Source organism: Pseudomonas baetica, from assembly GCF_002813455.1.
GTDB lineage: Bacteria > Pseudomonadota > Gammaproteobacteria > Pseudomonadales > Pseudomonadaceae > Aquipseudomonas > Aquipseudomonas baetica.
Window position 1 is genome coordinate 6,087,782 of record NZ_PHHE01000001.1, and the last position, 13,861, is coordinate 6,101,642.

The window sequence follows — 13,861 nt, forward strand, 5'->3', positions numbered from 1 at the left end:
CGGTCACTCGGGTGTCATCAAAACCGCAAGCGTCATCTTGATGAATTCCTCGTTCTTGTCTATTGCCCAGAGGGCGCCCCGGACGTTCTCAGCGACATCGGCCGACCCTCGCTGCTCAACCCAATTCGATAGCTCCATGATGGCGGCTTCGAGGGCGAGTTGGTTTTCGTTGATCTTGAAGAGCAGGGAAGGGAGCAGGTCTGAGTTGGGCATTTTGGTTTCCTTGGTAGCCAAAGAACCAGCGTAGCACCGTGTTACATGAAGAGTTTTTTAACGATCGGCAGGACGCCGGAGATGGCGAGTTTTGTAACGCGTTGCAAAAAGTTTTGTAACGCTTCGGAAAACGCCGCACAAATCTCAGATCCCAGAAACGACAAAGCCCTGAATAATCAGGGCTTTGTGGGTACAAATATGGCGGAGGCGATGGGATTCGAACTCATGGACCTGTTACAGTCGACGGTTTTCAAGACCGTTGCCTTAAACCACTCGGCCACACCTCCGTTGCGTTGCGGGCGCCATAATACCTGAATGAAACACACTGTCAAACTCTCTGCATGGCTTGTTACAGAGCGTCTGTTATGATCTTTGCGACTGAACGTTTCAAACCAACAGGAGTGTCGCCATGCGCGAACAGGATTACGCAGTTAATAACAGCGTGCAGGCTGAGCAGCTAGAGGTTAGCCGCGTCCTGCGCAACACTTATGGCCTACTGGCTCTGACCCTCGCATTCAGCGGCGTCATGGCTTTCGTCGCTCAGCAGATGCGTGTTGGCTACCCGAACATTTTCGTGGTGCTGATCGGCTTCTACGGGCTGTTCTTCCTCACCAACAAACTCCGTGATTCCGCGTGGGGCCTGGTGTCCGCTTTTGCGCTGACCGGTTTCATGGGTTTCCTGCTCGGCCCGATCCTCAACCGTTACCTGGGCATGCAGGGCGGCGCGGAAGTGGTCAGCTCGGCGTTCGCGATGACCGCGCTGGTGTTCGGTGGTCTTTCGGCCTACGTGCTGATCACCCGCAAGGACATGAGCTTCCTCGGTGGTTTCATCACCGCCGGTTTCTTCGTGTTGCTGGGTGCAACGCTGGCGAGCTTCTTCTTCCAGGTCAGCGGTCTGCAACTGGCGATCAGCGCAGGTTTCGTGCTGTTCTCGTCGGTCTGCATTCTGTTCCAGACCAGCGCCATCATTCATGGCGGCGAACGTAACTACATCATGGCGACCATCAGCCTGTATGTATCGATCTACAACCTGTTCATCAGCTTGTTGCAGATCTTCGGCATCATGAGCCGCGACGACTGATTACAGTCAGGGAAACAACAAAAAACCCGCTTAGGCGGGTTTTTTGTTGTCTGCGAGATGATCAATTGACGATGATGCTGCCATCAGCATGCTGTTTATAGATCGTATACGGCAGTAGAAGGGTATCGAGCACCCCGGAGGCGGCGGCATCGACCAGCATGCCGAAATTCGCGTTGTTGTATTCAAAGGCATCCACACCGTCGCGCAATTCTGCGTGCATCATGCAAAAGTCGAAAGTCACGCCGCTGTAGATCCGCGGGACGGCACCGCAGTAGGTTTTCTCCTCCCTGAGGATCTTCGCCGCCGCCTCATCACTCTGCATGACGGTCTGCACTGTCCCGCAACCGGCAAGCGCCAGGGCCGCCAGCAGCATTGCCTGAGTTTTCATACCGTCAATCCTTCGCCGGAAAAACCTCAATCTACGCCGAACGTGCAGAAAAAGCACTTATGCCATCGGCGGCAACCGGCGCTTGACCGGGGTCTTCTTGACGATCGCCGTATTGGTCTCGGCCAGCGTATTGAGGCGGTCGAGCAGGGTGTCGAGTTGTTCCATCGAGCGCACATGCAAGCGTGCGATGAAGCAGTCTTCACCGGTCACCTTGTCGCACTCGGTGAACTCGGGGATCGACAGGATCTGCCGCTCGACCTCTTGCAAACGCCCCGGCAGCGGCCGTATCCGGACGATAGCCTGTAACTGATAGCCGAAGCATTTCGGGTCGATCTCGACGGTGTAGCCCTTGAGCACCCCGCGCTCTTCGAGACGACGCAAACGCTCGGCCACGCTTGGCGAAGACAGGCCGCTGAGTTGCGCCAGTGCCTTGAGCGAGCGGCGTGAGTCTTCCATCAGCGCACTGATGAGAATCTGGTCGATATCGTCGGTCATGGGGCAACTCCAGTATTAGGCGATTGGCGGAAGTCACCCGCGATAAAAAAGGCAGAAATCGAGTTTAGCCTGCTTTTTGCGCTGGAGGCATGCAGCCTGCACTGGGCATACTTTTGTCACAAGTTCAGGAGAATGATGATGGACAAGACCCTGCGTCGCGGCTCGTTTGAAATGACTGCCGCCATGTTGATATCCGGGACGATCGGCTGGTTTGTGCTGGTCTCCGGGCAACCGGTGCTCGATGTGGTGTTCTGGCGCTGTGTGTTCGGCGCCGGGACGTTGCTGCTGATTTGCGCAGCATTCGGCTTTCTGCGTCCGGGCATTCTGACCCGCACGACGTTCCTGTTGGCGGTGCTCAGCGGGGTGGCCATTGTCGGCAACTGGGTACTGTTGTTCGCCTCGTATTCACGGGCTTCGATTGCCATCGGCACCGCGGTGTACAACGTCCAGCCGTTCATGCTGGTCGGTTTGGCGGCGCTGTTTCTTGGCGAGAAAATCACCCTGCAGAAGCTGTTCTGGCTGGTGATTTCCTTTCTCGGCATGCTGGCGATTGTCAGTGCCCATGGCGGGCAAGGCGAGGGTGGCGGCGACTACTTGCAGGGGATCGCTCTGGCACTGGGCGCGGCGCTTCTGTATGCCATCGCTGCGCTGATCATCAAGCGTCTGACCGGTACGCCGCCGCACCTGATCGCACTGGTTCAGGTCTGCACCGGGGTGCTGCTGCTCGCGCCGTTCGCGCACTTTCACGCGATGCCGCAGGCGCAGAGTGCCTGGTTCAGCCTGCTGACATTGGGCATCGTGCATACCGGCCTGATGTACGTGTTGCTCTACGGTGCCATTCAGAAACTGCCGACGGCACTGACCGGCGCGCTGTCATTCATCTACCCGATTGCCGCGATCTTCGTTGACTGGTTCGCCTTCGGCCATCGCCTCGAAACCCTGCAATGGGTTGGCGTGGCGGCGATCCTGCTGGCCACCGCCGGGATGCAACAGGGCTGGGGTTTGAAGGCGCGGGCCGCTGTAGCGGCGCGGCCCTAGATGGGCTTGATCAGGCCTTTGAACAGACCTTTGAGCTGCTGGTTACCCGCATCGACCAGATGATTGTCATCGAAGTACAGCGGTACACCGTCCCTGGAACCCATGCAGTTGCCGTTCGGGCACAGGTACGGCGTCGGGTCGATCACTGAAGCGTTGCAGCGCCGGGCGACCGTTTCAATGGTGTAGTTGGCGATCCTGTTGCGCTTCCCGTAATCGAGCAGCGAAATCGAAATGTCTGCCGTCTGCTGGAACAGGCGCTGGTTCAAGTTCAGGCCTTTATAGACGCTGAACGGCATTTCCGGAATTGGCTTGACGATATACACCGGATGATTTTCAGCGATCGCGCAGACGGTATTGGCGTACTCGGTGATGTAAGCATCGATAAACGCCGATTCGCCAACCAGCGGGCTGTCAGGGAAGTGAATGCGCCAAGGGTTGTTTCTGCTCGGGTCGGCATACAGCGCTGCGCGACTGAACAGCACCACCGGCACTTCCTGGAACGAGTCTTTCAGCACTTGCAGCTTTTCGTGGTTGAACGCGCGGCATTTGCTCTCCAGATCCTTGTCGCGCATGGCGAAGTTTTGCAAAGCCGGGCAACCGCCAAGCGACCAGGACAACGCGGCTTGCGGGTTATCGATTTGCACCGCCGCCGCCGTAGACTGGGCGTGGCTGTCGCCAAACAGAATCACCGAAACATCACCCGTCCCCAATTTGCAGTCCGCCGCTGCGTAGGCATTGGGGTAGCACTCTTGTGGATAGAGCTTGCTGGTGTACTCCGGTTGCCCAAGATCGACGAAGGCGAGGCGGGCGTCGGGGTATTTCTTCACCAGCGAGGCCGATAGGGCGGACAGCCCGATGACGGCCACGGTCCACGAAGCAAATTTGAGCAGTGTCCGCGGCGCCGTCGTGACTTTGCTGACTCTCGATTCGATAAGGTAGTACGAGAGGGCCCCGAGCACCAACGAAAGCACGATCGCGCCCAGCACATGAGGCCAACTGCTCAACAGACCGCACAGATACAAGAGCACCACCAGCGGCCAGTGCCACAGGTAAACCGAGTAAGAAATACTGCCGATAAATTGCATCGTGTGATTGCGGCTGAACACCGACTGCGTATTGCCGTAAATCACCAGCATCGTACCGAGGACCGGCAGCAGTGCGAGATAACCCGGCCACAGATCATCCTGCGAGAAACACAGCACACTGGTGAAAATCGCCAGCAGACCCAAACCCTCGCAGATCGAGCCGTTGCGGCTGCCCAGACGCAGCGGATACAGAAAAACCATCCCGCCGGCGATCATTTCCCAAGCGCGAGTGGGCAGCATGTAGAAGGCGAAGACCGGATGAGTCTTGCTCAGCACCACCGAGGCAGCGAACGACAACAAGGCCAGCGCTATCAGGGCAACCCGGGTTTTTTGCGCACCCAGGAATTTGTAGAAGCCCATGATCAGCACGGGATAGAGCAAATAGAACTGCCACTCGACCGACAGTGACCAGGTGTGCAACAACCAGTTTTCGTGCAGGGGGGCGTCGAAGTAGTTGCCGTCTTTGGCGAAGGTGAAGTTGGAGCTGAACAGCAAGCTGCTTTTGAGGGTTCTGATCGTCTCGCGGAAGTCTTCCAGCGGCAGGTACACATAGCCGAACATGAGCAGCACGATGCACAGGGTCAGCAGCGCCGGAATGATCCGTCTGGCCCGCGACGCGTAGAAACCTGGCAGGGAAAAGCGCTGTTGTTGCAGGCCGTTGAAGATGAGGCCGGTCATCAGAAAACCGGAAATGACGAAAAATACGTCAACGCCGGCAAATCCGCCGCCGAAACCCGGGATCTTGAAATGAAACAGCACCACCGAGAGCACGGCGAGCGCGCGTAACGCGTTGATATTCTTCCTGAACAGCATTTATGCATCCATGTCCACATCCGTTGTGGGCCGCATTGTAGTGATCATGTCGGCTTTGTTACATGGATTTTTTACTGCTCAGATGTTCCAGCGCGGCGCCGACTTGGCCAGGCGCTGGCGCATTTCGCCGATATTGGCCGCCAGTTGCCGGGTCAGCAATCGGTAACCGTCCAGCGCGTTATAGACCGGTGCATCAAGGCTGGCGTCGGCCAACTCCAGAGGCCGCTCCAACCGCTTGGAAGCACCGGATTTCAAGGCCCGCGCCATGCCGATCAGTTGCACGCGAATCAATCGGTGCTCGGCCTTCAACGCCGACTGCAGATGGGCCATGGCTTCGCGGTCGCTGGCATTCGGGCGAGTGTTGCCGAGGATCTCCAGCGTGCTGACGCACATGCGCAAGTTGCGTTGAATCGCATCCAGTTCCGTCATGGAAATCTTCACTTCCTTGGACACCGACGGCATCAGCGAGCGCAGTTGCACCATCACCGTGGAGACTCGCCCCATCAACTTCAAATGCTCATCGGCGCTGATCGCTTCGCCGCTGATGATCCGTCCATACAACGTGGCGCAGTCGCGCAGGGCGTCCGCCAGGTTGTAGCGCCACGAATACACCGCGTACAGCGGCAAGGCGAAGGAAAACGCCAGAGCCAGGGCGATGCCAATCAGGATATCGACTCCGCGCCACAAACCGTCAGTGATCGGGTTGTCGCCATGCCCGGCGACAATGAACACGGTGATGCCGGCGAGCAGGGCGGTATAACCGCCCTTGCCGATGGCGTGATAGGAAAAGAAGCCGCAAACCACGGCCATGGCGAAGTAGGTCAGCCACGGCATGCCGAGCAACGCCTGCTGCGCCACCAGCACCAGACCGACGCCCGCGCCAATCAGCGTGCCGGTGGCGCGTTCGGCGGCTTTCTTGCCGATGTTGCCGTGATGCTGCAAACCGCCGATCACCACCAGCATGGTCACCGACGCCCACTCGCCGTGGGGCAGGTTGATGCCGGTGGTCAGCACAATCGTTGCCAGCAACCCCAATGCCACCCGCACCGCATGGATCAATCGGGCGTGGCGGTAGCGCCGGTACGGGTCCAGCAGCGGACGCAGGATTCGGCGCAACAGCGGTGGCAGTCGGTGGGTGCTGAACGTACTCAGTGCAAGGCCCTCGTCAGAAAATGTAATCGGTGGTCAGGAAGCTCGAATCGCGCCCGCGAATGATCTCGCTGATCAGATCCTTGTTGCTGTCCTGGAATTTGGTCGCCACCAGGGTGCGGATCGAAAACACCCGCAATGCATCGTGTACCGACAGCGTGCCCTCAGCGGAGTTCTTGCGACCGTTGAACGGATACGTGTCCGGGCCGCGCTGGCACTGGGCATTGAGGTTGATCCGCCCGACCTGGTTGGCAAAGGTGTCGACGAGGCGGCCGACAGCTACCGGGTTGGTGCCGAAGATGCTCAACTGCTGGCCGAAGTCAGACTCCAGCACATAGTCGATCACGGTATCGAGGTGGCGGTACGGCACGATCGGCACCACTGGGCCAAACTGCTCTTCCTGATACACGCGCATCTGCGGATTCACCGGGTACAGCACCGCCGGATAAAAGAACGATTCGCGCGATTCACCGCCATTGGGGTTGATCACCTCAGCGCCCTTGCTGCGCGCATCGGCCACCAGCCCATGCAGATAGTCGACCTTGCCTGACTCCGGCAGCGGCGTCAGCGACACACCGCTGTCCCATGGCATGCCCGGTTTCAGCGTGGCCAGTCTGGCGTTGAATTTTTCGATGAAGCTATCAACCACATCCTCATGCACGAAGAGGATTTTCAGCGCGGTGCAGCGTTGGCCGTTGAACGACAGCGAGCCGGTGACGGCTTCGCTGACGGCGTTGTCCAGATCGACTTCCGGCAGGACGATACCCGGGTTCTTCGCGTCCAGGCCCAATGCGGCACGCAAGCGGTGCGGTTTGGGGTGCAACTTCTTCAGGTCGCTGGCGGCCTTGTTGGTGCCGATGAATGCAAAGATGTCGATCTTGCCGCTGGCCATCAGTGCGCTGACGGTTTCGCGGCCGCTGCCGTAGATCACGTTGATCACACCGGTCGGGAAGCTGTCGCGGAACGCTTCAAGCAATGGACGAATCAGCAACACGCCGAGCTTGGCCGGTTTGAACACCACGGTGTTGCCCATGATCAGCGCCGGGATCAGCGTGGTGAACGTCTCGTTCAGCGGATAGTTGTAAGGCCCCATGCACAGTGCCACGCCGAGCGGCACGCGGCGGATCTGCCCGAGGGTGTCCTGTTCCAGTTCGAAACGGCTGGAGCGGCGGTCGAGTTCTTTGAGGGCATTGATGGTGTCGACGATGTAGTCGCAGGTGCGATCGAACTCTTTTTCCGAGTCCTTGAGATTTTTGCCGATCTCCCACATCAGCAACTTGACCACCGCATCGCGCTGCTGGCGCATGCGGCCAAGGAACGCTTCGACGTGCTGGATACGCTCGGCCACACGCATGGTCGGCCACAGGCCCTGGCCACGGTCATAAGCGCGGACGGCGGCATCGAGGGCGGTGAGGGCGGTGTCGGCGTCGAGCAGCGGCGTGCTGCCGAGGATCACTTGTTCGTCGCCGTTGTCGCTGTGCAGATAGACAGGGCTGCGCACGGTGGCGAGCGGGCCGTCCCAGCGGCGCAACTGGCCGTCGACCAGATATTCGCGTTGTTCGATCTGGCCGTCGAGACGGTACTTTTCCGGGATGTCGCTGACAGAAGGGAACAGATTGCCAAGGATGTTTGCTGTGGTCATGTCGCTACCCCGTGTTGATGTCCGCGTGTAAATCAAAAAGTCTGTACAGGTTATACGCCTGAATGCGCCGGAATTTAAACCCGCAAATGTCACCCGAATGTCACGCAAAGGTGCAGAGCAGAGCAGCAGGAGTGACATGAATCTCATTGTGGGAGGGGGCTTGCTCCCGAAGACGGAGGGTCAGCAAGTCCATTTTTGGCTGGCACACCGCCTTCGGGAGCAAGCCCCCTCCCACAGTTGAATTGTGGAGGTTCGGAATTGTTCGGCTGGCCTCGTATGCCCCCCTCACTGTCCGGCAAAGCCCTCAGCCGTCTGGTGCGGCTGTCTTAAGGTGTGCTCACCACAATAAGCGCCATCCCCACGCGAGGATCGTTATGCGGGCAATCCGATTCACTATGTTGCTGGCGCTGGCCGTGGCGCTACCCGGCTGTGGCGACGAAACCCAAGCGCCGACAACAGCTGCCAACGCCACACCGTCCGATCCGGCACTGGCGCAGATCTACACCAACAGCTGCCAACTCTGCCACGCCAATCCCGCCGCCAACGCGCCGCTGACCGGTGACCGCAAAGCCTGGGCGCCGCGCATTCAGCAGGGCGCCGATACGCTACTCGACCACGCCATCAACGGTTACAACGGCATGCCGCCGATGGGCCAGTGCGTCGAGTGTTCGCAAGACCAGTTCCTGCAATTGATCGGCTTTATGGCCGACCAGCCTCTCCCACAATAAGGGTGCACGCATGACGATGGATCTGACACGGCGTCAGTTGTTGCAACGGGCGAGCATCATCGGCGCGTTCAGCGCATTGGCGAGCAACCCGGCCCTGGGTCAATTGATGCGCGCGCCACGGCTGATTCCCTGGCGCAACTGGTCGGGCGGACAAAGTTGCCTGCCAGCAGCGCGGCTGGCGCCGAAAAATCTGGATGAACTGACGACGGTGATTCGCCAGGCCCAGGGCAAGATTCGCCCGGTCGGTTCGGCGCATTCCTTCAGCGCTTTGGTGCCCACCGACGGCACGCTGTTATCCCTGAGCTATTTCAGCGGTCTGCTCGACCACGACGCGAAAACCCTGCAAGCCGCATTCGCCGCTGGCACACCGATGTCGCGCATGGGCGTGCCGCTCAAAGATGTCGGCCAGGCCCTGCAAAACATGGCGGATATCGATTACCAGACCCTCGCCGGGGCGATTGCCACCTCGACCCATGGCACCGGCAAAAACTTCCAGTCCTACTCGGCCCATGTCTGCGGCATGCAACTGGTGACCGCCAATGGCGACGTGCTCGACTGCGACAGCCAGCGCCATGCCGAGGTGTTCAACGCCGCTCGCGTCTCCCTGGGTGCGCTTGGCGTGGCGACAAAGATCCGCCTGCAAAACCGCCCGGCCTATCGCCTGCGCGAACGCCAATGGATCGCCAAGACCGAAGCGTTGCTGGAAGACCTCGATAACAACACCCGCGAAAACCAGCACTGGGAAATGCTCGTCGTCACCCATTCCGACTACGCCTTGTCCATCGCCCTCAACGAAACCGACGACCCGGCCACGCCGCCGATCAGCCCCGAAGAGGAGGGCGGCAACGAGTTCGTCACCCTGATCGAAAAGATCGACAAGTACGGCAGCGACTTTCCCGAGCTGCGCCGCACGCTGCTCAACAGCCTGCGCCATCTGGCGAGCTTCGATGAGCGGGTGGGCGACTCGTTCGACATCTACGCCAACGTGCGCACGGTGCGTTTCAACGAAATGGAGTATTCAGTGCCCGCCGAGCACGGCCCGGCCTGCCTGCGCGAGATTCTCAAGCTGATTCAGGATAAGGACCTGCGCACCTGGTTTCCCATCGAGTACCGCTACGTCAAGGCTGACGATATTCCGCTGAGCATGTTCGAGGGTCGCGATAGCTGTTCGATCTCGGTGCATCAGCATTATCAGATGGATCATCACAACTTCTTCGCCGCCGTCGAGCCAATCTTCTGGAAGTACAACGGGCGGCCGCACTGGGGCAAGTTGCACACGCTGAATGCGCGAACCCTGCAACCGCTGTACCCGCGCTGGCGCGAATTTATCGATGTGCGCCAGGCGCTGGACCCCAGTGGACGGTTTCTCAATGCGCATCTGTCGTCGATTCTGGGGGTGAACTGATGGCGGTCAACCGACGTAATTTCCTCCTCGGCACGTTGGGTGTCGGCGCTGTATTGGTGGGCGTTGGCGCATGGCTAAGGCCGGGTGATCGCGGCGCGCCGTATAACGAATACTTCCGCGCGCTGAACCGGGAACTGAAGGAAAAAGGCCCGATGCGCCCGGTGCTGCTGATCGACCTGGATCGCCTCGATCACAACATCGATGTGGTGATGCAATCGGTGAAGCGCAGCGCCAAGCAGTTGCGGCTGGTAGAGAAGTCTCTACCGTCGCCGGGGTTGTTGAGCTACATCGCGCAACGTGCCGGGACGCAGAAGTTGATGTCGTTCCATCAGCCTTTTCTCAATCACGATGCACAAGTGTTTTCACAGTCGGACATCCTGCTCGGCAAGCCGCTGCCGGTGCGTTCGGCAGAGCTGTTCTACGAAAGCCACAAAGGCCCGTTTGATCCGGCAAAGCAACTGCAATGGCTGCTCGACGGCCCTGAACGGTTGCAGCAATACCTCGCGCTGGCTAAGGGGTTGGGCACGCGGATGCGCATCAACATTGAACTGGATGTGGGCCTGCATCGTGGCGGCGTGAGTGACGTTGAAGCGCTAGGGCAGATGCTCACGTTGATCAACGCCAACCCGCAGCATCTGGAGTTTGCCGGGTTCATGGGCTACGACCCGTTCGTGGGCATGGGCGTACCGGGGATTCTGGGTTCGCCCGAAGAGCTGTTTGCCAAGGTCATGGTGATTTATCAGCGCTGCGTTGATTTCACCCGGCAGCAGTTCCCGGCGTTGTGGCACGACGGCCTGTGCCTGAACACCGCCGGCAGCCCGAGTTATCGCATTCATGAAAACGAACAGCTGAGCACGGAAGTCTCGGTGGGCACGGCGATGCTCAAGCCGACTCACTATGATTTGCCGTCGCTGGTCGAGCACGTGCCGGCAGCCTACATCGCCACGCCGGTGTTGAAGAGCACGGGCGCGGTGAACATCCCGGCGCTGGATGACAAGTCGAAACTGTTTTCCTGGTGGGATCAAAATCAGCGCCAGACGTTTTTCATCTACGGCGGCAACTGGATGGCGGAGTTCGAATCGCCGTCGGGGTTGCAGAGCAACGGGGTGTATGGCCGTAGCTCGAATCAGGAGATGGTCAATGGCTCGAAAAATGTGGGCCTGACCGTGGAAGATCAGGTCTTCCTGCGCCCGACCCAGACCGAAGCGGTGCTGCTGCAATTCGGTGATTTGCTGGCGGTGCGTGGCGGCAAGATCGTCGATACCTGGCCGGTCTATACCTGACCCCAACCCACCGTAAATCTCCCTGTGGGAGCGAGCCTGCTCGCGAAAGCGTCCTGTCAGTCACCCTCTACTTGACTGGCACACCGTATTCGCGAGCCTGCTCGCTCCCACAGGTTTAGTGTCGTCTGTTAAATCTCGAGCAATCCTGTAATGAAGCTTTTATGACAAAAGTTCGGTAGCACATCGCCAGTCCGGTCATGCCTATGTAACGCGCTTGAGGGGCCCAACGGGGCGCTTTTCACAAGCCGAGGCGGGACGCCGGGAGTGAGGCAATGGGGACTATGGAACGCTACTCGAAAGTGGGCATGCAGGAACTCGATCAACGCCTGTCGAAGATCGTCGAAGCCGCGCGCAAGAAGCCGGTTTCGGTGTATCGCTACGGCGCGCCGTGGGTCTGGATCGTCTCGCAGGATGACTGGCAGGGCGCCTTGAAAGAGGTCTCCAGCTACATTCCGCCGGGCCATTCGCTGGTCTTGCTGCGCCCGCAGATCGACGACTTGCTCGACGCCCACCGCGACCTTCTGCACAACCTCAACGCCGAACCCGGCCGGCTGATCCCGGCGCAAACGGTCATGCACATCCTGCTTCTGCAACTGCTGTATTCGGTGCCCAGTGAGCAGCAGCTCTACGAACAGCTCAGTTACAACCTGCTGTTCCGCTGGTTCGTTGGCCTGGGCCTGCATCAGAAAGTCTGGAGCTTCAACGCCCTCAGTCGCGACATCGCCACGCTGCTCAACAACCCGCAGGCGGTGCAACTCATTCAAAAAATCATCGGCGAAGTGTTCTGCGGTGCCTTGCTGCAAATGCCCGAGTTCTCCTTGAACTTCGCGCTATTGCACACGTGGCTCGGCAAACACGCCTGCGCTTCGACAGCCAGCAACTGACGCAACACACAAGGTGCACAAGCGCCAACAGGTCAACGCGAATTCAGGGGGTAGTGTGGAACCGATTTTCAAGTCACGGCTGGCGCTGTGGGGCTGGCTGCTGGTGACGGCGGGCGTGCAGCCGGCATTGGCCGAGGAGGCCACCGAAAACGCAGCGGCGCAGCGTCTGGTCGACGTCAACGAATACTTTGTGCGCGGCAACAGCGTGCTCGATGCCCGGGCGATTGAAGAAGCGGTGTACCCGTTTCTCGGCCCGCAAAAAGGCATGAACGATATCGAAGGCGCCCGGGATGCCTTGCAGAAGGCCTATCAGCAGCGTGGCTATCAATCGGTGTTCGTCGAACTGCCAGAGCAAGCCGTGGCGGACGGCATCGTCTATCTGCAAGTCAGCGAAACCAAGGTCGGCCGGGTGCGCGTGGTCGGCGCCAAACACTATTCGCCGCTGGACATCCGCGACGAAGTGCCGGCGCTCAAGGAAGGCGAGGTACCGGACTTCGCCAAGGTTCAGGGCGAACTGGCGCAACTCAACAAAACCCCGGGCCGCCAGGTCATGCCGCTGGTGCGCGAAGGTCAGCGCCCCGGCACCATGGACGTCGATTTGCAGGTTGAAGACCAGAGCCCGTGGACCGCCAGCGTCGGCCTCAACAACGATTACAGCGCCGATACCGAAAAACTGCGTGCCGTCACCAGCCTTGGTTACAACAACCTCTGGCAACTCGGCCACAGCCTTTCCCTGACTTACTTCACCGCGCCACAGGACACCGACAACGCCAAGGTCTGGTCCGGTTCCTACACCGCGCCACTCACGGATCGCTGGAGCGTGCAGTTCTCCGGTTACCAGTCCGACAGCAACGTCGCGACCATCGGCGGCAGCAACGTGCTGGGCAAGGGCCATTCCTACGGCGTGTCGGCGATCTACACGCTGCCGTCCAGCGGCAGTTGGTCGAACTCGCTGTCGGCCGGCATCGACTTCAAGGACTTTGACGAACGCCTGACGCTGTCCGGCGAAAGCGACAAAGTCCCGTTGCAATACGCGCCATTCACCTTCGCCTACAACGGCTATCGCTACACCGAAAAGAGCCAGCTCGGCCTCGGCCTGAGCCTGGTCGCCGCCACACGCAGCCTCTTCGGCTACGGCAGTTCCGACGAAGACTTCGACTACAAACGCTACCGCGCCAAGCCGAGTTTCGCCGTGCTCAAGGGCGACACGAATTTCACCTGGACCTTCGCCAACGACTGGCAGAGCGCGAGCAAAGCCGCGTTCCAGTTGGCCTCGGGGCCACTGGTCTCCAATGAACAATTCTCCGCCGGCGGCGCGACCTCAGTACGCGGCTATCTGGCCGCCGAACGCACGGGTGATGACGGCTACTTGCTGAGCCAGGAACTGCGCACGCCATCGCTGGCCAAGTACGCCGGCACGTGGATGCAGGACTGGCGTTTCTACGCCTTCGCTGAGGGCGCGCGGTTGTACCTGCGCGACGAACTGCCGGATCAGGACGCCAATTACGCCCTGGCCAGTGTCGGCCTCGGCACCCGCGCCAGCCTGAGCAAATGGCTGTCCGGCAGCCTCGACTGGGGCTATCCGCTACTCGAAGGGCCGAACACCTCGAGACAGGAATCGCGCCTGCACTTCAACCTTCAAGCCACTTTCTAAAGG

At 59.6% G+C, this 13,861-nt stretch carries 13 protein-coding genes and 1 tRNA gene; 7 read left to right on the forward strand and 7 right to left on the reverse strand.

Annotated elements, in window-relative coordinates; genetic code table 11:
• Nucleotides 1-3 precede the first annotated feature (3 nt).
• Both ATI02_RS28295 and ATI02_RS28300 read right to left on the reverse strand, forming a co-directional pair.
• Nucleotides 4-213, reverse strand: coding sequence for a hypothetical protein (locus tag ATI02_RS28295; RefSeq protein ID WP_034156506.1), 210 nt, complete (start codon nucleotides 211-213; stop codon nucleotides 4-6).
• A 199-nt stretch (nucleotides 214-412) separates the two neighbouring features.
• A tRNA-Ser gene (locus tag ATI02_RS28300) sits at nucleotides 413-500 on the reverse strand.
• A 122-nt stretch (nucleotides 501-622) separates the two neighbouring features.
• Here ATI02_RS28300 and ATI02_RS28305 point away from each other — a divergent pair.
• Nucleotides 623-1,294: a Bax inhibitor-1/YccA family protein gene (locus tag ATI02_RS28305; RefSeq protein ID WP_007915443.1), complete on the forward strand. Its 672-nt coding sequence runs from the start codon at nucleotides 623-625 to the stop codon at nucleotides 1,292-1,294.
• A 61-nt stretch (nucleotides 1,295-1,355) separates the two neighbouring features.
• On the opposite strand, the gene ATI02_RS28310 is transcribed toward ATI02_RS28305, so the two are convergent.
• Nucleotides 1,356-1,682 (reverse strand): YceK/YidQ family lipoprotein, encoded by a 327-nt coding sequence (locus ATI02_RS28310; protein ID WP_100847997.1) that lies wholly within the window; start codon nucleotides 1,680-1,682, stop codon nucleotides 1,356-1,358.
• 57 nt (nucleotides 1,683-1,739) lie between these two features.
• Nucleotides 1,740-2,177 carry an Lrp/AsnC family transcriptional regulator gene (locus ATI02_RS28315; protein WP_095189963.1) on the reverse strand — a complete coding sequence of 146 codons (438 nt, stop codon included), beginning with the start codon at nucleotides 2,175-2,177 and terminating at the stop codon, nucleotides 1,740-1,742.
• A gap of 138 nt (nucleotides 2,178-2,315) precedes the next feature.
• On the opposite strand from ATI02_RS28315, the gene ATI02_RS28320 reads away from it, so the two are divergent.
• Nucleotides 2,316-3,215 (forward strand): DMT family transporter, encoded by a 900-nt coding sequence (locus tag ATI02_RS28320; protein ID WP_100847998.1) that lies wholly within the window; start codon nucleotides 2,316-2,318, stop codon nucleotides 3,213-3,215.
• On the opposite strand, the gene ATI02_RS28325 is transcribed toward ATI02_RS28320, so the two are convergent.
• The 3 genes from ATI02_RS28325 to ATI02_RS28335 all read right to left on the reverse strand — a co-directional run bounded on the left by ATI02_RS28325 (nucleotide 3,212) and on the right by ATI02_RS28335 (nucleotide 7,904).
• Nucleotides 3,212-5,113: an acyltransferase family protein gene (locus ATI02_RS28325; RefSeq protein WP_100847999.1), complete on the reverse strand. Its 1,902-nt coding sequence runs from the start codon at nucleotides 5,111-5,113 to the stop codon at nucleotides 3,212-3,214. The genes ATI02_RS28320 and ATI02_RS28325 overlap by 4 nt on opposite strands.
• Before the next feature lie 78 nt (nucleotides 5,114-5,191).
• On the reverse strand, nucleotides 5,192-6,229 hold the full coding sequence (locus ATI02_RS28330; protein WP_192886598.1) for an FUSC family protein: 1,038 nt from the start codon (nucleotides 6,227-6,229) through the stop codon (nucleotides 5,192-5,194).
• A 49-nt stretch (nucleotides 6,230-6,278) separates the two neighbouring features.
• On the reverse strand, nucleotides 6,279-7,904 hold the full coding sequence (locus ATI02_RS28335; protein WP_100848000.1) for an NADP-dependent glyceraldehyde-3-phosphate dehydrogenase: 1,626 nt from the start codon (nucleotides 7,902-7,904) through the stop codon (nucleotides 6,279-6,281).
• Between the two features lie 374 nt (nucleotides 7,905-8,278).
• On the opposite strand from ATI02_RS28335, the gene ATI02_RS28340 reads away from it, so the two are divergent.
• The 5 genes from ATI02_RS28340 to ATI02_RS28360 all read left to right on the forward strand — a co-directional run bounded on the left by ATI02_RS28340 (nucleotide 8,279) and on the right by ATI02_RS28360 (nucleotide 13,858).
• Nucleotides 8,279-8,632 (forward strand): c-type cytochrome, encoded by a 354-nt coding sequence (locus ATI02_RS28340; RefSeq protein ID WP_100848001.1) that lies wholly within the window; start codon nucleotides 8,279-8,281, stop codon nucleotides 8,630-8,632.
• Between the two features lie 76 nt (nucleotides 8,633-8,708).
• A complete protein-coding gene (locus tag ATI02_RS28345) occupies nucleotides 8,709-10,037 on the forward strand; it encodes a D-arabinono-1,4-lactone oxidase (RefSeq protein WP_167394925.1) in 1,329 nt (442 codons plus the stop codon).
• A complete protein-coding gene (locus ATI02_RS28350) occupies nucleotides 10,037-11,320 on the forward strand; it encodes a DSD1 family PLP-dependent enzyme (RefSeq protein WP_100848003.1) in 1,284 nt (427 codons plus the stop codon). Before ATI02_RS28345 ends, ATI02_RS28350 begins: the two co-directional genes overlap by 1 nt.
• 272 nt (nucleotides 11,321-11,592) lie before the next feature.
• On the forward strand, nucleotides 11,593-12,204 hold the full coding sequence (locus tag ATI02_RS33415) for a transposase (RefSeq protein WP_100848004.1): 612 nt from the start codon (nucleotides 11,593-11,595) through the stop codon (nucleotides 12,202-12,204).
• Between the two features lie 55 nt (nucleotides 12,205-12,259).
• Complete coding sequence (locus ATI02_RS28360; RefSeq protein WP_100848005.1) at nucleotides 12,260-13,858, forward strand: ShlB/FhaC/HecB family hemolysin secretion/activation protein; 1,599 nt, start codon at nucleotides 12,260-12,262, stop codon at nucleotides 13,856-13,858.
• Nucleotides 13,859-13,861: the final 3 nt, after the last annotated feature.